This is a genomic window from Paraburkholderia fungorum, assembly GCF_046027215.1.
Classification (GTDB): Bacteria; Pseudomonadota; Gammaproteobacteria; order Burkholderiales; family Burkholderiaceae; genus Paraburkholderia; species Paraburkholderia fungorum_D.
The window spans coordinates 4,218,509-4,239,365 of sequence record NZ_JAQQEN010000001.1; the positions used below are offsets into that span (position 1 = coordinate 4,218,509).

Below are 20,857 nucleotides of genomic sequence, written 5' to 3' on the forward strand. Positions count from 1 at the left end.
CACATGAATACGATTGTTCTCGGCGGCGGCGTCATCGGTGTCACCACCGCGTTTTATCTGCGTCAGCAAGGCGCCGAAGTCACGTTGATCGAGCGTGAGCCGGATGTCGCGCTCTCCACCAGCTTCGGCAATGCCGGCGTGATCGCGCCAGGTTATGTCACGCCGTGGGCGGCGCCCGGCATGCCGACGAAAATCCTCAAATATCTGTTCAAGCCGGCTTCGCCGCTCGTCTTCCGCCCGACTTTCGACCCGGCTCAATGGCGCTGGATCGCGCGCTGGCTGCACGAATGCGACCTTGAACGTTTTCGCGTCAACAAGCAACGGATGCAACGCATCACCTATTACAGCCGCGAATGCCTGCACGAATTCCGCCGCTGTTATCCCTTCGACTACGGGCGCAGCCAGGGCTACCTGCAATTGTTCCGCAGCGAGTACGACGTCGAACTCGCGCAACCGGCGCTGGCGATTCTGCGCGATGCCGGGATCGCGCACCGCGAGGTCAACGCCGCGCAATGTGTCGAGATCGAACCGGGTCTGCGCTGGGCGCGCCAGGCGCCACTCTCGGGGCTCTACCTTCCCGACGACGAAGCCGGCGATTGCGCGCGCTTCACCCGCGAACTTCGCGCGATCTGCGAGCGCATCGGTGTGCGATTTCGCTTCGACACGCACGTGAAGTCGCTCGATGTACAAGGCGGTGCGGTGCGCGGCGTGCGTATTGCCAGCGAACGCGGCAGCGAAACCTTGCAGGCGGATGCGGTAGTGGTGGCACTGGGTGTCGACAGCGCGGCGCTGCTGGCGCCGCTCGGCGTGAAAGTGCCGCTCTATCCGGTGAAAGGCTATTCGGCGACGCTGCCGGTCACCGACGAAGAAAAAGCCCCGCGCGCCGCGTTGATGGACGAGTCCCTGAAAACCGCAATCACGCGTTTTGGCGACAACCTGCGCGTGGCCGGCACCGCCGAACTCGGCAATCGCCAAACCACTTTGCGCGAGCAGGCTCTACAGACGCTCATGAAGGTGCTCAGCGACTGGTTCCCGCGCGCAGCCAATCCAACCTCCGCGCACTTCTGGGTGGGCCGCCGTCCCATGACGCCGGATGGCGCACCGCTGCTCGGTCAGTCTGGCGTAGACAATCTGTGGCTGAACCTCGGGCACGGCTCGACGGGTTGGGCCATGTCGATGGGTTCGGGCCGTGTGGTCGCGGATCTGATCACGCAGCGCAAGCCGGAGATCGATCTCGAAGGGCTCACGTTGGCGCGCTACCGTAAATAGCAGGCGCAACAGCGCGCCGCACACGCTAAAAAGCCGGGTCGCCCTCTCAGGCGCCCGGCTTTATTTATTTACCGCTAGATGTACTGCTTTGTCGTCTCCACCTCTTCCTGCAAACAGTAGCCGGCTTCATCGCGTTTATCACGAGGAAGCCGGCAGCAACCATGTTGCATGTGAAGACTTTAGCGCGGCAGTTCCGAATGACCCATCAGGAACGCATCGACCGAACGCGCGCACTGGCGGCCTTCGCGGATCGCCCACACCACCAGCGACTGGCCGCGACGCATATCGCCCGCCGTGAACACCTTGTCCACCGAGGTGTAATACGCCTTGTCGCCTTCGGTCGCGGCACGCACGTTGCCGCGGTTGTCCTTGTCGACGCCGAACGCTTCGAGCACCGGCGAGACCGGCTGCGTGAAACCCATTGCCAGCAGCACCAGGTCGGCCTTCATTTCGAATTCGGAACCCGGCACTTCCTGCATCTTGCCGTCCTTCCATTCGACGCGCGCGGCGATCAGCTTCTCGACCTTGCCGTTCTTGCCTTCCAGACGCTTGGTGGCCACCGCCCAATCGCGCGAGCAGCCCTCGTCATGCGACGACGACGTACGCAGCTTGATCGGCCAGTACGGCCACACGAGCGGCTTGTTCTCTTCTTCCGGCGGTTGCGGCAGCAGTTCGAATTGCGTGACGCTCTTCGCGCCATGACGATTCGACGTACCAACACAGTCCGAACCCGTATCGCCGCCGCCAATCACGACCACATGCTTGCCCTTGGCGAGCAACTGGTTCGCGACCTTATCGCCAGCGTTGACCTTGTTCTGCTGCGGCAGGAACTCCATTGCGTAGTGGATGCCTTCCAGCTCGCGGCCCGGCACCGGCAGATCGCGCGGCGTTTCCGCACCGCCCGTCAACACGACGGCATCGAACTGTTCTTTCAGCTCGGCCGGCGTGATGGTTTCCTTCGCCGTATTGCCGATGTGGTCCGGCAGCGAATCCGCGCGGCCGATGAACACATTGGCGCGGAACGTCACGCCTTCGGCTTCCATCTGACGCATGCGGCGATCGATCAGCCACTTTTCCAGCTTGAAATCAGGAATGCCGTAACGCAGCAGTCCGCCGATGCGGTCGTTCTTTTCGAACACGGTGACATCGTGCCCCGCGCGCGCGAGTTGCTGCGCGACCGCCAGACCGGCGGGGCCTGATCCGACCACCGCGACCTTCTTACCGGTCTTGTGCTTCGGCGGCAGCGGCGCGACCCAACCTTCGGACCATGCTTTATCGATGATCGCGTGTTCGATCGACTTGATGCCGACCGCGTCGTCATTGATGCCGAGCGTGCACGCCGCTTCGCACGGCGCCGGGCAGATGCGGCCCGTGAACTCGGGGAAGTTATTCGTGGAGTGCAGCACTTCAATCGCGTTCTTCCAGTCCTGATGGAACACCAGGTCGTTGAAGTCCGGGATGATGTTGTTCACCGGGCAGCCGCTGTTGCAGAACGGAATGCCGCAGTCCATGCAGCGTGCGCCTTGAATCTTCGCTTCGTCGTCGGTCAGTGCGGCGACGAATTCCTTGTAGTGCTTCACACGCGTGAGCGGAGCTTCGTACGCCTCGTGGCGGCGCTCGAACTCGAGAAAACCGGTTGCCTTGCCCATGTGGTTCTCTTCTCTATCTAATCAGGTGGGGTGATCTACACCCGCCGCGCCGAGCGTTTGAACGGTCGAATGCGGCGGGTACGGCTAAAGGTGACGTCTGAGGCTGGCGCAGTTAAGCGGCGAGGACTTCCTTGTTCGCCTTCTTCGCTGCCATCTCGCCCAGTGCGCGCTTGTATTCGGTCGGGAACACCTTCACGAATTGACGGCGCGATGCATCCCAGTTTTCGAGCAGCGCCTTTGCACGCGGCGAACCCGTGAACTGGAAGTGACGTTCGATGAGACCCTTCAGCAGGGCTTCATCGGTTGCGCCGCTGTGCCACAAGCCCTTGTCGACCGTGCGTTCCTGTTCGGCCTGTTGCAGCACCGGATCGAGCGCGACCATCGACTTGTTGCACTTGCCGGCAAACGTGCTGTCCGGGTCGTACACGTACGCGATGCCGCCCGACATGCCGGCCGCGAAGTTACGGCCCGTCTCACCGAGCACGATCACCGTGCCGCCCGTCATGTACTCGCAACCGTGGTCGCCCGTGCCTTCGACAACCGCCGTCGCGCCCGAGTTACGCACGCAGAAACGCTCGCCCGCGACGCCGCGGAAGAACGATTCGCCTTCAATCGCGCCGTACATCACCGTATTGCCGCAGATGATGTTTTCTTCCGACTTGCCGCGGAAATCGTTGGTCGGACGGATGATGATGCGGCCGCCCGACAGGCCCTTGCCGACGTAGTCGTTGCCGTCGCCGACCAGATCCAGCGTGATGCCTCGCGCGAGGAACGCGCCGAAGCTCTGGCCCGCGGTACCCTTCAACTGGATATGAATCGTGTCGTCAGGCAGGCCGTCGTGGCCGTACTTCTTCGCGATCGTGCCGGACAGCATTGCGCCGACCGTACGGTTCACGTTGCGCACCGGCTGGATGAACGAGACGTGCTCGCCCTTTTCGATCGCGGCCCTGGCTTTCTCGATCAGCGTGTGATCCAGTGCCTTCTCGAGGCCATGGTCCTGCACGTCGACGTGCTTGCGTGCGACTTCAGCCGACACTTGCGGCAGATAGAACACGCGCGAGAAGTCGAGACCCTTCGCCTTCCAGTGCTCGATGCCCTTCTTCATGTCGAGCAGTTCGGCGTGACCGATCAGGTCGTCGAACTTGCGGATGCCCAGTTGCGCCATGAGTTCGCGCGCTTCTTCCGCAACGAAGAAGAAGAAGTTGACGACGTGCTCCGGCTGGCCCTGGAACTTCGCACGCAGCACCGGATCTTGCGTCGCGACGCCGACCGGGCAGGTGTTCAGATGGCACTTGCGCATCATGATGCAGCCTTCCACGACCAGCGGCGCCGTCGCAAAGCCGAATTCGTCCGCGCCGAGCAACGCGCCGATCACGACGTCGCGGCCGGTCTTCATCTGACCGTCGGCCTGCACGCGGATCCGGCCGCGCAACTGGTTCAGCACCAGGGTTTGCTGCGTCTCAGCCAGACCCAGCTCCCACGGCGTACCGGCATGCTTCACCGACGACAGCGGCGACGCGCCCGTGCCACCGTCATGGCCGGCGATCACGACGTGATCGGCCTTGGCCTTCGCAACACCGGCTGCCACGGTACCGACACCCGATTCCGACACCAGTTTCACCGAGATGCTTGCCGCCGAGTTGGCGTTCTTCAGATCGTGAATCAGCTGCGCCAGATCTTCGATTGAGTAGATGTCGTGGTGCGGCGGCGGCGAAATGAGGCCGACGCCCGGCACCGAGTAACGCAGCTTGCCGATGTAATCCGACACCTTGTGACCCGGCAACTGACCGCCTTCGCCCGGCTTCGCGCCTTGCGCCATCTTGATCTGGATCTGATCGGCCGAAGCGAGGTATTCCGCCGTCACGCCGAAACGACCCGATGCCACCTGCTTGATCTTCGAGCGCAGCGAATCGCCGTCTTTCAACGGAATGTCGACGATCACTTCGTCGCCGATCACGGACTTCATGGTGTCGCCGTTCTTGATCGGAATACCACGCAGCTCGTTGCGATAACGGTTCACGTCCTCGCCGCCTTCGCCGGTGTTCGACTTGCCGCCGATGCGGTTCATCGCGACCGCCAGCGTGGCGTGCGCTTCCGTGCTGATCGAGCCGAGCGACATGGCGCCGGTCGCGAAACGCTTGACGATGTCCTTCGCCGGTTCGACTTCGTCGAGCGGAATCGCCTTCGACGGATCCAGCTTGAACTCGAACAGGCCGCGGAACGTCATGTGACGCCTGGTCTGATCGTTGATCAGATGCGCGTATTCCTTGTACGTCTGATACGAGTTGCTGCGCGCCGAGTGTTGCAGCTTGGCGATCGCATCCGGCGTCCACATGTGTTCTTCGCCGCGCACGCGGTAGGCGTACTCGCCGCCCGCGTCGAGCATGTTCGCGAGGACCGGGTTGTCGCCGAATGCATCGCGGTGCAGACGGATCGCTTCTTCCGCGACGTCGAACAGGCCAATGCCGCCGACCTTCGACGACGTGCCCTTGAAGTACTTCTGCACCAGATCTTCAGCCAGACCGACCGCTTCGAAAATCTGCGCGCCGGTGTACGACATGTAGGTCGAAATGCCCATCTTCGACATGACCTTCTGCAGGCCCTTGCCGACTGCCTTGGTGAAGTTGTAGACCGCCTTTTCCGCCGACAGGTCGCCCTTCAGGCCGGCCGCGAGCTGACCGAGCGTTTCCATCGCGAGGTACGGGTGCACGGCTTCCGCGCCGTAGCCCGCGAGCAGCGCGAAGTGGTGCGTTTCACGTGCCGAGCCGGTTTCGACGACCAGACCCGCGCTCGTGCGCAGACCGTGCTGCACGAGGTGCGTGTGGATCGCGGCCGTAGCCAGCAGCGCGGGAATCGCGACGTTGTCGCGGTCGGTCTTGCGGTCCGACACGATCAGCATGTTGTAGCCGGACTTGACCGCATCCACGGCTTCCGCGCACAGCGAGGCCAGACGCGCTTCAATACCTTCCTTGCCCCACGCCACCGGATAGCAGATGTTCAGTTCGTACGAGCTGAACTTGCCGCCCGTGTACTGATCGATCGCGCGGATCTTGGCGATGTCCTTGAAGTCGAGCACCGGCTGCGACACTTCGAGACGCATCGGCGGGTTGATGTTGTTCGTGTCCAGCAGGTTCGGCTTCGGCCCGACGAACGACACCAGCGACATCACCATGTTTTCACGGATCGGGTCGATCGGCGGGTTCGTGACTTGTGCGAACAGCTGCTTGAAATAGTGATAGAGCGTCTTGTTCTTGTTGGACATGACCGCCAGCGGCGAGTCGTTGCCCATCGACCCGACGGCTTCTTCACCGGCTTGCGCCATCGGCGCCATCAGGAACTTGAGGTCTTCCTGGGTGTAGCCGAAGGCCTGCTGGCGATCCAGCAAAGCTGCGGCTTCGCGGCGTTCCGTCGCGACGTCTTCGGCCTTCGCCTCGATTTCGTCGAGCTTGATCCGGACCGCGTCGATCCAGCTCTTGTACGGCTTGGCGTTGGCGAGGTTGTCCTTCAGTTCCTTGTCGTCGATGATGCGGCCGTGTTCCATGTCGATCAGGAACATCTTGCCCGGCTGCAGACGCCACTTCTTGACGATCTTCGACTCGGGGATAGGCAACGTGCCGGCTTCGGACGCCATGATCACGAGGTCGTCGTCCGTGACGATATAGCGCGCCGGACGCAGACCGTTACGGTCGAGCGTGGCGCCGATCTGGCGGCCGTCGGTGAAGGCGATCGCAGCGGGGCCGTCCCACGGCTCCATCATCGCAGCGTGGTATTCGTAGAACGCGCGGCGGTTGTCGTCCATCAGCGTGTGCTGTTCCCAGGCTTCCGGGATCATCATCATCATCGCGTGGACGAGCGGGTAGCCGGCCATCACCAGCAGTTCGAGACAGTTGTCGAACGAGGCGGTGTCCGATTGGCCCGGGTAGATCAGCGGCCACAGTTTCGGCAGGTCGTCGCCGAGCACGTGCGACGCGATCGCGCCGGTACGGGCGTTCAGCCAGTTGACGTTGCCTTTCACCGTGTTGATTTCGCCGTTGTGGGCGATCATGCGGTACGGGTGAGCCAGTTCCCATGCCGGGAACGTGTTGGTCGAGAAGCGTTGGTGCACCAGCGCCAGCGCCGACACCGTGCGCTCGTCCTGCAGGTCGCGGTAATACACGCCGACCTGACCGGCCAGCAGCAGGCCCTTATAGACGACCGTGCGCGCCGAGCACGACGGCACGAAGTATTCCTTGCCGTGCTTGAGCTTGAGCGCCTGGATGCGGTGGCTCGCGGTCTTGCGGATCACGTACAGCTTTCGCTCGAGCGCGTCGGTCACCATGATGTCCTTGCCGCGGCCGATGAAAATCTGGCGGATCAGCGGCTCGCTCGCCTTCACGGTGGGCGAAATCGGCATGGTGTGGTCGACCGGCACATCGCGCCAGCCCAGCACGACCTGGCCTTCGGCCTTCACCGTGCGTTCCAGTTCCTGTTCGCAGGCGAGACGCGACGCATGTTCCTTCGGCAGGAACACCATGCCCACGCCGTACTCGCCGTTCGGCGGCAGCACGACGCCCTGCTTGGCCATTTCCTCACGATAGAAACCGTCCGGAATCTGGATCAGGATGCCCGCGCCGTCGCCCATCAGCGGATCGGCGCCGACGGCGCCCCGGTGGTCGAGGTTCTCGAGAATCTTCAGGCCTTGTTGAATGATCTCGTGGCTTTTCTTGCCCTTGATGTGAGCGACGAAGCCGACGCCGCAGGCGTCGTGCTCGTTTTGCGGGTCGTACAGACCTTGCGCGGCGGGAACCGGATGAGTCGGTTGCTGGTGGTCGTTCATGGGGACACCGTCTGTGAGGGGCCGGACAGGCCGTTAAACCGTTTTTCTATTGCCGCAGTGCGCACCGCCACCGCGACGGCGACTCAGCACGCTTGATGCTGCGCGTGCCAAAAACGCCGGAATTCGGAATATACGCGACGAATCAATGGAATAGCAAACAAAACGTGATGGTACGACCCCTATTATCAAGTTGGTGCATTGCAGCTAGTTTTTATTGGTGCCATATCAAAATGGTGCAAAAGAAAACGGCATGCAAGGATGCCGTTCCGGGTCTAGCCCTTTGATGCGAAACGCTTTATTGCGTCTGTGGCGTTTCGCGCACCTTGCGCGGCCGCCCGCGCGGAAGCGGCGATACGCGCCGGTTGGCGGCCCGCGCTGCCCACTCCCGATACGTCTCGCTGCCCAATACCCAGCCTTTCAACGTGGCCTGCTGAAGCTGACTGGCTTCGCGTTCGTCGAGCGGCTGCTCGCATAGTTCGCGGTACGCCCGCTGCCGTTCGAACGGCGTGTTGCCGAGCGACCAGTACAGCGGATGGTCGGTGATGAGACTGTCGAGCGTCAGGCCAATATGGTGCCGGTAGCTCGACCAGCGATAGTCTTCGGGCGCGCTCACGATCTGCGCACGCACCGGGCACATCTCGACGACGCGGCTCGCCAGCAGGAAGTAGCGCTCGCCTTCGATCACCGTGGCCCGGTAGCGGCCCTCCCACAAGGTGCCGCGCCGCGCGTAGCGGCGGTTGAAGTGGGCGACGTAGCGGCGCCCCACCGCCTGCATTGCCTTCGGCAAGCTCGACTCCTCAGTCGGCGTGACGAGCAGTTGCACAGCGCCTGGCATCAACGCATACGCGTGGATGGATAAGTGATGGTCGCGCGAAGCCGCTTTCAGACAGTCGATGAAAAGCTCGTAGTCCTGGTCGTCGACGAATGCGGGCTGCTGGTCGAGCCCGCGGAGGATCACGTGTTGCGGCTGGTCAGGGACATAGAGACGTGCAAGCCGTGCCATGCTGAAGTATCCGATAGTCGCGTTGGTACATACCCGAAGGTCCGAAGAACCGCATGCGCTCTAGGTTCGGCGCGGCGCGGCCAAGCCAGAAACCACGCGGCGCTTAGGGAGAAAGCTCTAGCCGCCGCGTATGGTTTGTTTCAAACGTTGTAGTCATAATGAGCGGGCCTTTTTTGGAGGAGCACATATGAAATTAAAACAGGCCGTAACGGGGATCGCGGCGCTAGCCTGTATGACAACAGCAGCGCACGCGCAATCGGCCGGCAGCTTTTACGTCACGACAGGCTGGTTCCATCTTGCACCTCAATCGAGCAGCGACCCGCTGAAGGTAACAAGCATTGGTGGCAGCCCGACCAACATCACAGAAGCCAATACCGGTGCAACACTCAGTTCAGCCGACACCATCGGCTTTACCGCCGGCTACTTCGTCACCGATCACATTGCGACCGAATTCGTGATTGGCGTCCCGCCTTCGTTCGACCTGGAAGGCTCCGGCAGCCTCTCCCAGTTCGGCAAGCTGGGCCAGGCAAAACAGTGGAGCCCAACGCTGCTGTTCAAGTACTACTTCAACGCCCCGACGGCTACGTTCCGCCCGTATCTCGGCGTCGGCGTGAGCCGCATCTGGTTCACCGACGAAAAGATCACCAACGGCGTCTTCCAGCAAAACGTACTGCATGGTCCGACCAGCGTATCCACGGATAGTTCGTGGGAGCCCGTGTTTAATGCGGGCTTCACCTACGCGTTCAACCAGCACTGGTTCGCGGGCGTTTCGGTTTCGTATCTGCCGCTCAGCACGACCGCCAAACTGAACACCGCAGCGAACACGCCGGTCGGTACGCTGACCGTCCAATCGCAAACCAAGATCAAGCTGAACCCGATCGTTACCTACGTCAATCTCGGTTACCGTTTCTAACCCTTCATAAAATTGGGGGCTGTTGAGTTAGGGTAGTCGAATTTTCGCGGCTTGGACAACGCCGTCATCTAGTCATTGACGGCGTTTTTTATTTTGCGGGCGTCAAAGCGGCAGTCCGCGGGCCGCAGGGATACCTCGCCGTGCTCCGGCATCAGGGTTTGTAAATTTGACCCAGCGACCCGCTCGCTCGTGCAATATCTGCTGACGAATGACAGGCAATGCCACGTCCCGCCGGGGCGGCGCGTTTGGCACCGAAGTTGCGTTCCCATGGTGTTTCCTGCCTGGTAACGCGACGCTGTGGAACCGCGTGGGATGTTTTTCACCCTCATCGACGGAGCGACCATGACTGCACTTCCGAACACACGAGACGCCCTCGGCGAATCCTGGACCACGACCAGCCGCCGTGCTCGGCGCATCGCCCGCCATAGCCGCCACGCGGCCGAAGACATCGCAGGCGAACTGCGTACCTTGATGTCCGAACTTGAAGACACGCTAGCCGACGGCACCCAGGCCGACGCCGTGGCGCTGCGCGGCAAGCTGCGCAAGCAACTTGACGTTGCGCGCGGCCGTCTGAACGACACCCGCGACGCCATGCGCGAACGCGCCGAAGTAGCGATGTCCGGTGCCGACGATTACGTCCATGAAAATCCGTGGCAGACGATTGCGATCGTCGGCGGGGTTGCGCTGATCGCGGGCGCGCTGTTCGCCTCGCGCCTGCGCTAGGGCGCGCGGCCGCCGTTCCGGCGGCTCGCATTCTGCGCACGCGCTGCGCCACGATCCCGTCCATGCGCCGGCGCCGCCTTGTGCGGCTGCTGCGCGGCGGCCCGTGGCGCGCTCTGCTTAGTTATCGTCGATCACGAACAGCCGCTGGTATTCCTTGACCGCGTAACGATCGGTCATGCCCGCAACGTAATGGGCAATCAGGCGCGGTTGCTGCGAGGCATCCGCCGCCTGGTAGCCCGGCGGCAGGAGCCGCGGGTCTTCCGTGAACGCGCCGAACAGGCCGACCACGACGCGCCGGGCCTTGTTAGCCATCCGCATGACGCGGTAGTGACGATACAGATTCTTGAACAGGAAACGCTTGAGCGCGGCGGCCTGCGCGGCAATCGCCTCGCTGTGCGCTACGAGCGGCGGTGCGGCACGCACGGCGTCTAGCGAGGCCGGTGCGTGACGCGCCAGATTAAGCGTGGTCGTATCGATCAGGTCGACGATCAGCGTGTTGATGATGCGGCGCACCGTCTCATGAATCAGCCTGCGCCCCTCGATGTGCGGAAAGTCGCTGCGCGCCGCCGCGTAATGTGTGTGCCACAACTCCACTTCGGCGAGCTGCTCCACAGTGAGCAAGCCGGAGCGCAAGCCGTCGTCGACATCGTGATTGTTGTAGGCGATTTCGTCGGCGACATTCGCAATCTGAGCTTCGATCGACGGTTGCCGTCCCTCCAGAAAACGCTCACCCAGCGCACCGAGCCGGCGCGCATTCTCGCGCGAGCAGTGCTTCAGGATGCCTTCACGCGTTTCGAAACACAGGTTCAGGCCGTCGAATGCGCCGTAATGCTCCTCGAGATCGTCCACCACCGCGAGGCTTTGCAGGTTGTGCTCGAAGCCGCCGTGTTCGCGCATGCATTCGTTCAGCGCGTCCTGGCCGGCGTGGCCGAACGGCGTATGACCGAGGTCGTGCGCGAGCGAAATGGCTTCGACCAGGTCCTCATTCACACGCAGATTCCGGGCGACCGAACGGGCGATCTGCGCGACTTCGAGACTATGCGTGAGACGCGTACGGAACAGATCGCCCTCGTGATTCACGAACACCTGAGTCTTGTATTCGAGCCGGCGGAACGCCGTCGAGTGGACGATGCGGTCACGATCACGCTGGAATTCGGTGCGCGCGCTGGGCGCGGCTTCGGGATAGCGGCGGCCGCGCGACTGCGCGGAATGGGCCGCATACGGTGCGAGGTGCGCCTCCAGCGCGTCCTGCGAGGGCATGGCGCCAGTCGCCGCGCCGCCTGCTCTATGCTTTACATCGTCGCCGCGCCTATCTGTCACCGGTTTCTCCGAAACATGGGCGGCGCCTTTGGACGCCGATGCGCGATGCCTTGCTGCAATGCCTCTCCGTATCTAGACGGCGGCGGCCAGCGTTGCGTGCACGTCGGCGTCGGGCGCCTGAGTGATCAGCGTCTCACCGAAACGCTTCAGCAGAATGAATTTGATCGCGCCGGCTTCAGCCTTTTTGTCGACGCGCATCAGTTCGACATAGCGCGATTCGCCAAGCGCCGGCGCCCGGGTGGGCAAGTGCGCCGCAACGATTACATCGACCAGGCGCTTGCGCGCCGCTTCGTCGAGATAGCCCAGACGCACGGACAGGTCCGCCGCCATCACCATCCCGCAGCCGACCGCCTCGCCGTGCAGCCATTCGCCATAGCCAAGTCCGGCTTCGATCGCGTGACCAAAGGTGTGGCCGAAATTGAGGATCGCGCGCAGTCCGCCTTCGCGCTCGTCCTGCGCCACCACCGACGCCTTGATTTCGCACGAGCGCTTGACCGCTTCAGCCAGCGCCGCGGGTTCGCAGCGATTCAACGCCTCGACGTTCGCTTCGATCCAGTTGAAGAAACCGGCGTCAGCAATGGCGCCCGTCTTGATCACTTCGGCGACGCCCGCCGCCAGTTCGCGTGCGGGCAGCGTGCGCAACGCGCCGATGTCGGCGATCACGGCCTGCGGCTGGTAGAACGCGCCGATCATGTTCTTGCCGAGCGGGTGATTGATGCCGGTCTTGCCGCCTACCGACGAATCGACCTGCGATAGCAAAGTGGTCGGCACCTGAATAAACGGCACGCCGCGCATGTAGCAAGCCGCCGCAAAACCCGTCATGTCGCCGATCACGCCGCCGCCCAAAGCGATCAGGGTGGTCTTGCGATCGGCACGGGAGCCCAGCAGCGCGTCGAAAATCAGATTCAGCGTTTCGAGGTTTTTGTAAGCTTCGCCGTCCGGCAAAACGACCGTCGAAACCTGCTTGCCGAGCGGCGCCAGCGCGGTGCGCAGCTTCTCGCCGTACAGCGGCTCGACCGTAGTGTTCGTAACGATCGTGACCGAGTTGCCGGCGATATGCGGCGCGAACAATGCGGTCTGGCCGATCAGATCGGCCCCGATATGGATGGGGTAGGCGCGTTCGCCCAGTTCGACATTGACGGTAATCATACGGTCCATTATGACGCAGGATGTTTGGCGACGCCGGCCATCTCGAGCTGCATCAGAACCATATTGACGAGTCCGTTGACGGAAGGCCGGCCGGTTTCGATCACGAAATGCGCGCATTCCCTGTATAGCGGGTCGCGTACTTCGTAGAGCGCTTCGAGACGCGCTTTGGGGTCTTCAGTCTGCAGAAGCGGGCGATTCTTGTCGCGCCGGGTGCGCAGCCACAGATCGTGCGGATTGGCGCGCAGATAGATCACCACCCCCCGATTTTGCAGCGCTTCGCGGTTTTCCGGTCGCAGCACCGCGCCGCCGCCTGTTGCGAGCACGATATTGTCGCGTCCGGTCAGGTCGGAAATGACGTGCGCTTCGCGCTCGCGAAAGCCCGCTTCGCCCTCCAGCTCGAAGATCACCGGAATGCGCGCGCCCGTGCGCGCCTCGATTTCATGATCGGAATCGAAGAACGGGCGATCGAGACGGCGCGCAATGGCCCGGCCCACGGTGGTTTTGCCCGCCCCCATGAGCCCTACGAAAAATACATTGGCGTGTGCGTCCCGCGCTTGCAACGGTGTCCTCTGGCTAATCCGGTATGGTTCGTGCCGCAGCTTACTGGCAAAGCGGCTGCCTTGTCGAGCCTGCGCGCCGCCGCTGGAGTGCGGCGGGAGCATGCCTCTAATTTGTCTGAACAACGCGCGGCGTGATGAAAACTACCAGTTCGCTGCGCTTGTCGCGGTGCGCCCGATGGCGGAAAAGTGCGCCTAAAACCGGTATTTTGCCCAGAACCGGCACCCGCGTCACATCGTCCCGGTTATCGGTCGCGTAAATTCCGCCGATCGAGACCGTACCACCATCCTCGACTTCGACCCGCGTTTGCACGTGTTTGGTGTTGATCGCGGGCCCAGCGTCGGTTTGCTCGCCGACACTGTCCTTGGCGACGTCGAGGTCCAGCACCACCCGGCCGTCTGGCATGATTTGCGGCTCCACCTCCAGTTTGAGCGTGGGGCGGCGAAACTGCACGCCCGAGACGCCCTGCCCCACTTTCGCCTGATAAGGCAGCTCGGTGCCCTGCTCGACCACCGCCTTCATGCGGTCCGCCGTGACCACCCGCGGACTCGACACGATTTCGCCGCGCCCTTCGGCCTCCAGCGCGCTCAGTTCGATGTTGAGCAGCCGCGTCGCGCCCGCCGCGAACAGCGTCAGCCCGGCGGTCGCGGCGTCGAACCCGGAAATCGGCCGGGCCGACAGATCGTAGACCGTGCCGTCCGCGCCGCCGGTCAGCCCCCTCGCGGTACCGTCGGCGTTGGCCGTGGCCATCGACAACCGCACGCCGAGATTGCGCGAAAAGCCGTGCTCGCCCTCGACGATACGCGCTTCGATCAACACCTGGCGCGTGGGCCGATCGACGGACGCGAGCAACGCCGTGATTTGCGCGAGCCGCCCCTCGAGATCGGTGACGAACAGCAGATTGGTACGCGGATCGGCGGTCGCGGCGCCGCGTTTGGATAGCACCCGCTGATTACCGGAACCAGTGAGCAGGCGCCGCACGTCTTCCGCGCGCGCATAGTGCAACTCGAAAGTACGGCTGGCGAGAGGTTCCAGATCGGCGGCCCGCGCGTGCGCCTCGAAGCGCTGCCGCTCGCGCGCGGCCAGATCGGCGAGCGGAGCCACCCAGACCACATTGCCGTGACGCTCCATCGCCAGACCGTTGACGTCAAGCAGAGTATCGAATGCGGTACGCCACGGCACCTTGTCGAGCCGCAGCGAAACGGCGCCGCGCACTCTCTCGCTCGCGACGATGTTCAGTCCGGTGAACTGGGCGAACGCATTGAGCACGGCGCCCAGCTCGGCCCGCTGGAAGTTTAGCGAGATCGGTTTGTCGTCTGCGGCAAGGGTCGGGTCTGTCGTATTGATCGGCGCGTTGCTCAGACGCGCGAGCGGGGGCAACGGCACCGGCGGCCCTTCGAGCGGCGCAGCTTCTACGGCAACATCGCGGACGACGGCGGGTGGCTTTGGCAGCGGCTGCGAGCCGTCAGCGTCGGCGTCAAGGTCGGCGGGGCGACCGTCTTCGGTAGCGGTTGTCGCACTGGTCGCCGCGCGCGATGCACCCGGCTCTTCAGCGGCACTGTCGCGAAACGGGTTGGGCATTTCGGTGACGATACCGTGCGGCAGCGGCGGTACGTCGTAAGGCGCATCAAGCGGCATGCCCACGGGCAACGGCGGTGGCTGTGTCAAAGCGTGCGCGATGCCGGAGTTCGTCGCCGCGTAGACGCATAGCAAGAAACATAGGCGCGCGCCCAGGCTCGACCTGGTCTGGCGCCATGGCTTCGCAAGCCTCATCAGGATGCCTCCGTCAGCGCGAGCGTGCGCGTCGCACCACCATTGACCAGCGTAATGCTGAACCCGTCGAACCGCGCGAGCCGCTCGGCGCCGAATTGCTGCCCGGAAGCGACAGTCTTTGCGCCGTCCGGGGTATCGAGCAAGGCCAGAGCGCGCGTGCGATCGTGCAGCAGGCCGACCAGCCGCAGTTGCGAAGCACCCGGCAACTCACCTGAAGCCAGCATTTGCGGCAGCGAGAATGGATCGTAGAAAACGATATCTTCTTCGTCATCCGAATCGAGACTTTCGTCGGCGAACGCGTCCGCAACGGCCATTGACGGTACCGGCCGCAGCGCGCTGAACATCTGCAGCGTTGCACTCAGTGCGAGTGACGCGCCATTCCGTTTGACGGTGAGATCCGCGGGGACGGCCAGCACCGGCAGATCGGACAGACCGCGCAGAAACGCCATCAGGTGGACGAAATCGGTTTGCGCCGTGAGTTGTATGGGACGCATGGTCTCGTTGCCCGAGCCGCTCGCAGCGCCGGGCTCCACCGAAAGCAGCACGACGTTATTCTGCGCGGCCAGCTCGGAAACGATTCGTACGTCGTCCGCTGACGTCCATGACGCCGGCAAACCCACTGCGGGCGCTGCGGCAACGCCGCGGCGTAGCGAAGGCAATTGCGTCAGCGCGCGCCGCGCATCGGCGAGATGCCTCACGGCGGCGTCCAATGCAGTCCGGCTCGCCTCGACCCCGCCCAGATCGGCCACAATCAAGCCGTGCGCGCCAAGCCCGAACACCAGCGCGGCGATCAACACGGCGACTACCAGCCGACGCCGCCGGCTCCATGCATCGAGCGGCAAGCGTGCACGCTTCATCCATTGAGAAAAAGATAGCTGTGCGCTCCCCGCGCCGCCGATATCGGCAATTGTCGTACTCATTTCACACCTCTCGATTGTTCAGATTTCATTGGACGTTGCGCAGCGAGGCCAGACAGGTTGGCCGTTTTCTGCGCTGGGTCGTCCCATCGCAAACGCGCGGCGAATTCAATCGCACCGGGTTCCCCGGCTGTTGCTGCCGTACCGTTGCGTGCGGCCGAGCGACGCAGGTCGCTGACCTCCGCCCCCTTCACGCCGCGAATCGCACTCAGTCGTTTGAGCCAGTCGGCCGAAGCAAGGTGGGCGCGCGAGGTTGCGAGCAACTCGGTTTCATGCTCGCGTTGACGTAACTGCTGCAACACGACGCCGTCGCCGGGTTCGAAGCTCAGCGCATCCAGCAGATCACGCACACGGGTGAGCGGCTCGGATAACTTGATTGCTCGCGCGGCGCCTTTACGTTGCTCGTCTTGCGCCTGCAATAACTTCGCGTGCTCGGAAAGCGGTGCAGTGAGTTGCATGAGCGATTGCTCGACGGACGCGCGCTGCGCATCGAGCCGCGCCCTCTCGAATGCCTGCCATCCCGCCAATGCGAGCAGCGCGGCACACCCGGTGAGCGTGGCGGCACTCCATTCGAGCAGGCAGCGCCGCCGCGCCAGCCGCGCATTGCGTTGCCGATAAGGCAGCAGATTGAAACCGCCGAGCCACGGCCGGATGTGCCGGGCGCCGCGCGACGAAGCGGGCACGTGTCTGCCCGCAGTATGCAAACGTTCGCGCATCATTCCAGCACCCCGCGTAACGCAAGACCGAATGCGACCGCGCCTGCTGGCTCGTGCAAGAGCGGATCGTTCAGCTCGCGCGCGAGACCGCCAAGCGCCGAGCACTCGAACGGCAGCACCGTGCAGCCCAGAACGTCGGCGATGTCGGCGGACGAAAAACCCACTCCGTCGAGCAATTCGATATCGCCGCTCAACAATGCGCAATCGAGTGCGGGACCATGGGCGAGATCGCGCAACGCGTCGGCGAGGTCGGTATGCTCAGGCGCCGGATAGCGAATTTCGCCGACAATGCTGTCGTCGCCAATACGCCATCCATACACGCCATCCGCTCCGATCCAGAGCGCGACATACGGCTCGTGCGGATCGAGTTCATGGCTCGCCGCGTAACGCATGGCGCGCAGTGCCGCGTGCGGTTCACCGTCGATCGCGGTGAGCGAAATGCCAGCAGTGGCGGCGCATTCGATTCGCGCTTCGAGATGCTGACGTGCAGTCGCCGCGATCGTGACCGAGCGGAGCGGAGAAGGCGCTTCATCGACAAACCAGTCGACGGCCAACGCGTGCCGCTCGAGTCCCGCGATGCGCTCGACTTCGCTCATCACCGCGGGCTCGAGTTCGGCCAGTTCATGCCCGCAGTTTTCCGCACAACCGCTGAGCGCGGCGAGCTGCGCGAGCGGCACCGTAGTGGTCAACGTGGCCGAAGCGGGCAGCGCCATCGCGCAGCGCAATGCCTGCGTCGCACAGGCGCGCGGCAGCCCGGCAAATGCGTCATGCAGCGCACGCGCCACGGCGTGCCGGTCGGCGATCTCCGTACCGGCCATCGCGCTCGCGGCAAGCGGCACGCTGGTCACATATTCGATCTGCAGTGCGGCGCTTGCGCGCGAACGCTGACTCAACACAACCAGGCGCACGGCCTGTGAACCGACATCGATCCCCGCAGCAAATCGCTGCGCACCAAGCTGCATGTCCTGAAGCCACGATCTTTTGAACGCCATGACGCCCTCCCTTAAACTCACGCGACGAACCATTCGAACGCGAGTAACGAAGAAGAATTGTGCGTAGACACGCCGCCGCGCGACACTCAGCCAAATGGCTAACGTTGCGCGACACGCGCCCCGCGCACCATCAAAGCGACTACAGTGAAGTCATTCCTGCACGGCACGAGGACTTGTCAAGAACTGTCGTAAGCATGCCGAAAGCTGAAAAGCGAGGCGGCTATAATCGCGGGACTGTTTTTTGGTGCCCATATGCAATCCACGTCTCCTACGTCTCCACCGCCCGCGCCGCCAAAGCGCAAACGCCCGTTATGGCTGAAGCTCATCATCGGCTTCGTGGGCCTGATCGTCGCCGGCATTCTGTGCGTGCTGCTGGTGCTCGGCTATGCGTTGGTGGTGGCCACCCCGAACCTGCCGTCGCTCGATGCGCTCACCGATTACCGGCCCAAGGTGCCGCTGCGCATCTATACGGCCGACCACGTGCTGATCGGCGAATTCGGTGAAGAACGGCGCGACATCGTGCATATCCAGGACGTGCCCGATAGCCTGAAGAAGGCCGTACTCGCAATTGAAGACGCGCGCTTCTACGATCACGGCGGCGTCGATCTGACCGGCATCGCGCGGGCCGGTTTCGTTGCACTGACCAATGGCCATGCCACCCAGGGCGCGAGCACGATCACGATGCAGGTGGCGCGCAACTTCTTCCTGTCGAGCGAGAAGACCTACACGCGCAAGATCTACGAGATGCTGCTCGCGTACAAGATCGAGTCGAAGCTGAGCAAGGATCAGATTCTCGAGGTGTACATGAATCAGATCTATCTCGGCCAGCGCGCCTACGGTTTCGCGAGTGCTGCGCGGGTGTACTTCGGCAAAGATCTGAAGGATCTGACACTGGCGGAATCGGCCATGCTGGCTGGCCTGCCAAAGGCGCCATCTGCCTACAACCCGGTGGTCAATCCGAAACGCGCCAAGGTGCGTCAGCAGTACATCCTGCAGCGCATGTACGAACTGCACTACATCACTCAGGAACAATATGACGAAGCAAGCAGACAGCCGCTAGTCGTCAAGGGTGCGGGCAAGGAATTCAGCGTACACGCGGAGTACGTCGCGGAAATGGTGCGGCAGATGATGTACGCGCAGTATCGCGAGGAGGCCTATACGCGCGGCCTGAACGTGGTGACCACCATCGACTCGGCCGATCAGGACGTCGCCTACCGGGCGTTGCGCAAAGGTCTGATGGACTACGAACGGCGCCACGGCTATCGCGGTCCGGAAGCGTTCATCGATTTGCCCTCGGACGCCGACGACCGCGAGCAGGCGATCGACGACGCCCTGCTCGAGCATCCCGATAACGGCGAAATCATCGCCGCGGTCGTGACGTCGGCAAGTCCGAAGCAGGTGCAGGCCACTTTCATCGACGGCAATGTCGCGACCATTCAGGGCGACGGCCTGCGCTATGCGCAATTCGCGCTCGGCACACGCGCGCAACCGAATCAACGCGTGCGGCCCGGCGCGATCATTCGTCTGGTGAAGAACGACGAGGGCAACTGGTCAATCACGCAGTTGCCGCAAGTGGAAGGCGCGTTCGTTTCGGTGGTGCCGCAAGATGGCGCGATCCGCGCGCTGGTCGGCGGCTTCGATTTCAACAAGAACAAGTTCAATCACGTGACCCAGGCGTGGCGCCAGCCGGGTTCGAGTTTCAAGCCGTTCATCTATTCCGCTTCGCTCGAAAAGGGGCTTGGACCGGCTACGGTGATCAACGACGCACCGCTCTTTTTTACCGCGGCTGAGACCGGCGGCCAGGCGTGGGAGCCGAAGAACTACGGCGGCGGCTTCGATGGCCCGATGACCATGCGCACCGCGCTGCAGAAGTCGAAGAACCTCGTATCGATTCGCATCCTGAACCAGATCGGCACCAAGTACGCGCAGCAGTACATCACGCGTTTCGGTTTCGACGCGGAGCGTCATCCGGCTTATCTGCCGATGGCGCTCGGAGCGGGTCTGGTGACACCGCTGCAGATGGCGGGCGCGTTCTCGGTATTCGCCAATGGCGGCTATCGGATCAACCCCTATCTGATTGCGGAAGTCACCGATCAACGCGGCGCGGTGGTCGCGCACGCGCAACCGCTCGTCGCCGCGCAGAGCGCACCGCACGCGATCGAACCGCGCAATGCGTATGTGATGAACAGCCTGCTGCAAAGTGTCGCGCAACGCGGCACCGGTGCGAAGACCAATGTATTGAAGCGCACCGATCTCGGCGGCAAGACCGGCACGACCAATGATTCGCGGGACGCGTGGTTCGCCGGTTATCAGCACACGCTCACGGCGATCGCGTGGATCGGCTATGACAACCCGCGCAGCCTGGGTGACAAGGAAACTGGCGGCGGCCTGGCGTTGCCGGTATGGGTCGACTACATGGCTCGCGCACTCAAGGGCGTGCCGGAGTACAAGATGCCGAAGCCCGACGACGTGGTCGAAATCGGCTCAGAACTGTATTTCGAGGACTTCACACCGGGCCAGGGTTTCGTCGCCACGGTCGGCATCAGCCAGGCGGCGCTCGATGCGCAAGCGAACGGTTCGGCGTCCGAGGCGGCGCCCGAACAGGTCGGCGAACAGGAAAAGCAGGACATCATGAATCTGTTCCGCGGGCACTGAAGCGTCACCGCATGCAGCCAGAAATGCAGAACGCCGCGCTCGATGCGCGGCGTTCCTGTTTCTGCGGTTAAACGAGCCTTCGACCTTACGCTTCGAAATGGATCGGCTCGCCGGCCTGCTGCGTCGAATACTCCGACAGCGCAGCGAAAAATTCCGTGCCGCTGCGGGTGTCGCGCCACTCGCCATCAATGAAACGGAAATGAAAACCGCCTGCTTTTGCCGCGATCCAGATCTCGCGCATCGGCGGTTGCAGATTGACGATGATCTTCGAGCGGTTCTCGAATTCGAGGGTCAGGACATTGCCGCTGCGCTCGAATTCGATGTCGGCTTCAGTGTCGTCGAGCGCGCGTTCGATGGCGGCTAGCGCGGCTTCCGCGCGGGTCAGGTATTCACTATCGGACATG

At 63.0% G+C, this 20,857-nt stretch carries 15 protein-coding genes; 4 read left to right on the forward strand and 11 right to left on the reverse strand.

Annotated features, from left to right (window positions below):
* The first annotated feature begins 3 nt into the window (after window positions 1-3).
* On the forward strand, window positions 4-1,269 hold the full coding sequence (locus tag PQR27_RS18935) for a D-amino acid dehydrogenase (protein WP_408525071.1): 1,266 nt from the start codon (window positions 4-6) through the stop codon (window positions 1,267-1,269).
* Window positions 1,270-1,448: 179 nt separating this feature from the next.
* Here PQR27_RS18935 and gltD read toward each other — a convergent pair whose 3' ends face one another.
* The 3 genes from gltD to PQR27_RS18950 all read right to left on the reverse strand — a co-directional run bounded on the left by gltD (window position 1,449) and on the right by PQR27_RS18950 (window position 8,737).
* Window positions 1,449-2,918: a glutamate synthase subunit beta gene (gene gltD / locus PQR27_RS18940; protein ID WP_408525072.1), complete on the reverse strand. Its 1,470-nt coding sequence runs from the start codon at window positions 2,916-2,918 to the stop codon at window positions 1,449-1,451.
* 112 nt (window positions 2,919-3,030) lie between these two features.
* The gene (locus PQR27_RS18945; RefSeq protein ID WP_408525073.1) at window positions 3,031-7,734 is read right to left on the reverse strand and encodes a glutamate synthase-related protein; all 4,704 of its coding nucleotides are present in this window, start codon (window positions 7,732-7,734) and stop codon (window positions 3,031-3,033) included.
* A gap of 295 nt (window positions 7,735-8,029) precedes the next feature.
* Entirely contained in the window at window positions 8,030-8,737 is a 708-nt protein-coding gene (locus PQR27_RS18950; protein ID WP_408525074.1) for a transposase, read from the reverse strand.
* Window positions 8,738-8,924: 187 nt separating this feature from the next.
* Between PQR27_RS18950 and PQR27_RS18955 the strand changes: the two genes are divergently transcribed.
* Together PQR27_RS18955 and PQR27_RS18960 are read left to right on the forward strand one after the other, a co-directional pair.
* The gene (locus PQR27_RS18955; protein ID WP_408525075.1) at window positions 8,925-9,650 is read left to right on the forward strand and encodes an OmpW/AlkL family protein; all 726 of its coding nucleotides are present in this window, start codon (window positions 8,925-8,927) and stop codon (window positions 9,648-9,650) included.
* Between the two features lie 342 nt (window positions 9,651-9,992).
* On the forward strand, window positions 9,993-10,373 hold the full coding sequence (locus PQR27_RS18960; RefSeq protein ID WP_408525076.1) for an ElaB/YgaM/YqjD family protein: 381 nt from the start codon (window positions 9,993-9,995) through the stop codon (window positions 10,371-10,373).
* 117 nt (window positions 10,374-10,490) lie between these two features.
* Here the strand turns inward: PQR27_RS18960 and PQR27_RS18965 are convergent, their stop codons facing one another.
* The 7 genes from PQR27_RS18965 to pilM form a co-directional block, all read right to left on the reverse strand.
* A complete protein-coding gene (locus tag PQR27_RS18965) occupies window positions 10,491-11,633 on the reverse strand; it encodes a deoxyguanosinetriphosphate triphosphohydrolase (RefSeq protein ID WP_408525077.1) in 1,143 nt (380 codons plus the stop codon).
* Window positions 11,634-11,765: 132 nt separating this feature from the next.
* Window positions 11,766-12,851, reverse strand: a complete 1,086-nt coding sequence (gene aroB / locus PQR27_RS18970; protein ID WP_408525078.1) for a 3-dehydroquinate synthase — start codon at window positions 12,849-12,851, stop codon at window positions 11,766-11,768.
* Window positions 12,851-13,402: a shikimate kinase gene (locus tag PQR27_RS18975; protein WP_408441820.1), complete on the reverse strand. Its 552-nt coding sequence runs from the start codon at window positions 13,400-13,402 to the stop codon at window positions 12,851-12,853. The genes aroB and PQR27_RS18975 overlap by 1 nt, the downstream gene beginning before the upstream one ends.
* A gap of 106 nt (window positions 13,403-13,508) precedes the next feature.
* Complete coding sequence (gene pilQ / locus PQR27_RS18980; RefSeq protein ID WP_408525079.1) at window positions 13,509-15,173, reverse strand: type IV pilus secretin PilQ; 1,665 nt, start codon at window positions 15,171-15,173, stop codon at window positions 13,509-13,511.
* Window positions 15,173-16,093: a hypothetical protein gene (locus PQR27_RS18985; RefSeq protein ID WP_408525080.1), complete on the reverse strand. Its 921-nt coding sequence runs from the start codon at window positions 16,091-16,093 to the stop codon at window positions 15,173-15,175. Before PQR27_RS18985 ends, pilQ begins: the two co-directional genes overlap by 1 nt.
* A complete protein-coding gene (locus PQR27_RS18990) occupies window positions 16,090-16,809 on the reverse strand; it encodes a PilN family protein (protein WP_408525081.1) in 720 nt (239 codons plus the stop codon). Before PQR27_RS18990 ends, PQR27_RS18985 begins: the two co-directional genes overlap by 4 nt.
* On the reverse strand, window positions 16,806-17,798 hold the full coding sequence (gene pilM, locus PQR27_RS18995; RefSeq protein WP_408525082.1) for a type IV pilus biogenesis protein PilM: 993 nt from the start codon (window positions 17,796-17,798) through the stop codon (window positions 16,806-16,808). The genes PQR27_RS18990 and pilM overlap by 4 nt, the downstream gene beginning before the upstream one ends.
* A 252-nt stretch (window positions 17,799-18,050) precedes the next feature.
* Here pilM and PQR27_RS19000 point away from each other — a divergent pair, with 252 nt between their 5' ends.
* Window positions 18,051-20,453 (forward strand): penicillin-binding protein 1A, encoded by a 2,403-nt coding sequence (locus tag PQR27_RS19000; protein ID WP_408525083.1) that lies wholly within the window; start codon window positions 18,051-18,053, stop codon window positions 20,451-20,453.
* Window positions 20,454-20,538: 85 nt separating this feature from the next.
* On the opposite strand, the gene cyaY is transcribed toward PQR27_RS19000, so the two are convergent.
* Window positions 20,539-20,856 (reverse strand): iron donor protein CyaY, encoded by a 318-nt coding sequence (cyaY, locus tag PQR27_RS19005; protein WP_408525084.1) that lies wholly within the window; start codon window positions 20,854-20,856, stop codon window positions 20,539-20,541.
* Window position 20,857 lies beyond the last annotated feature (1 nt).

What these genes read in the sequence shown, in the direction of transcription:
- PQR27_RS18935 (WP_408525071.1), top strand. Translation starts at nt 4, where the DNA reads ATGAATACGATTGTTCTCGGCGGCGGCGTCATCGGTGTCACCACCGCG.
- gltD (WP_408525072.1), bottom strand. Translation starts at nt 2,918, where the DNA reads ATGGGCAAGGCAACCGGTTTTCTCGAGTTCGAGCGCCGCCACGAGGCG.
- PQR27_RS18945 (WP_408525073.1), bottom strand. Translation starts at nt 7,734, where the DNA reads ATGAACGACCACCAGCAACCGACTCATCCGGTTCCCGCCGCGCAAGGT.
- PQR27_RS18950 (WP_408525074.1), bottom strand. Translation starts at nt 8,737, where the DNA reads ATGGCACGGCTTGCACGTCTCTATGTCCCTGACCAGCCGCAACACGTG.
- PQR27_RS18955 (WP_408525075.1), top strand. Translation starts at nt 8,925, where the DNA reads ATGAAATTAAAACAGGCCGTAACGGGGATCGCGGCGCTAGCCTGTATG.
- PQR27_RS18960 (WP_408525076.1), top strand. Translation starts at nt 9,993, where the DNA reads ATGACTGCACTTCCGAACACACGAGACGCCCTCGGCGAATCCTGGACC.
- PQR27_RS18965 (WP_408525077.1), bottom strand. Translation starts at nt 11,633, where the DNA reads ATGCCCTCGCAGGACGCGCTGGAGGCGCACCTCGCACCGTATGCGGCC.
- aroB (WP_408525078.1), bottom strand. Translation starts at nt 12,851, where the DNA reads ATGGACCGTATGATTACCGTCAATGTCGAACTGGGCGAACGCGCCTAC.
- pilQ (WP_408525079.1), bottom strand. Translation starts at nt 15,173, where the DNA reads ATGAGGCTTGCGAAGCCATGGCGCCAGACCAGGTCGAGCCTGGGCGCG.
- PQR27_RS18985 (WP_408525080.1), bottom strand. Translation starts at nt 16,093, where the DNA reads ATGAGTACGACAATTGCCGATATCGGCGGCGCGGGGAGCGCACAGCTA.
- PQR27_RS18990 (WP_408525081.1), bottom strand. Translation starts at nt 16,809, where the DNA reads ATGATGCGCGAACGTTTGCATACTGCGGGCAGACACGTGCCCGCTTCG.
- pilM (WP_408525082.1), bottom strand. Translation starts at nt 17,798, where the DNA reads ATGGCGTTCAAAAGATCGTGGCTTCAGGACATGCAGCTTGGTGCGCAG.
- PQR27_RS19000 (WP_408525083.1), top strand. Translation starts at nt 18,051, where the DNA reads ATGCAATCCACGTCTCCTACGTCTCCACCGCCCGCGCCGCCAAAGCGC.
- cyaY (WP_408525084.1), bottom strand. Translation starts at nt 20,856, where the DNA reads ATGTCCGATAGTGAATACCTGACCCGCGCGGAAGCCGCGCTAGCCGCC.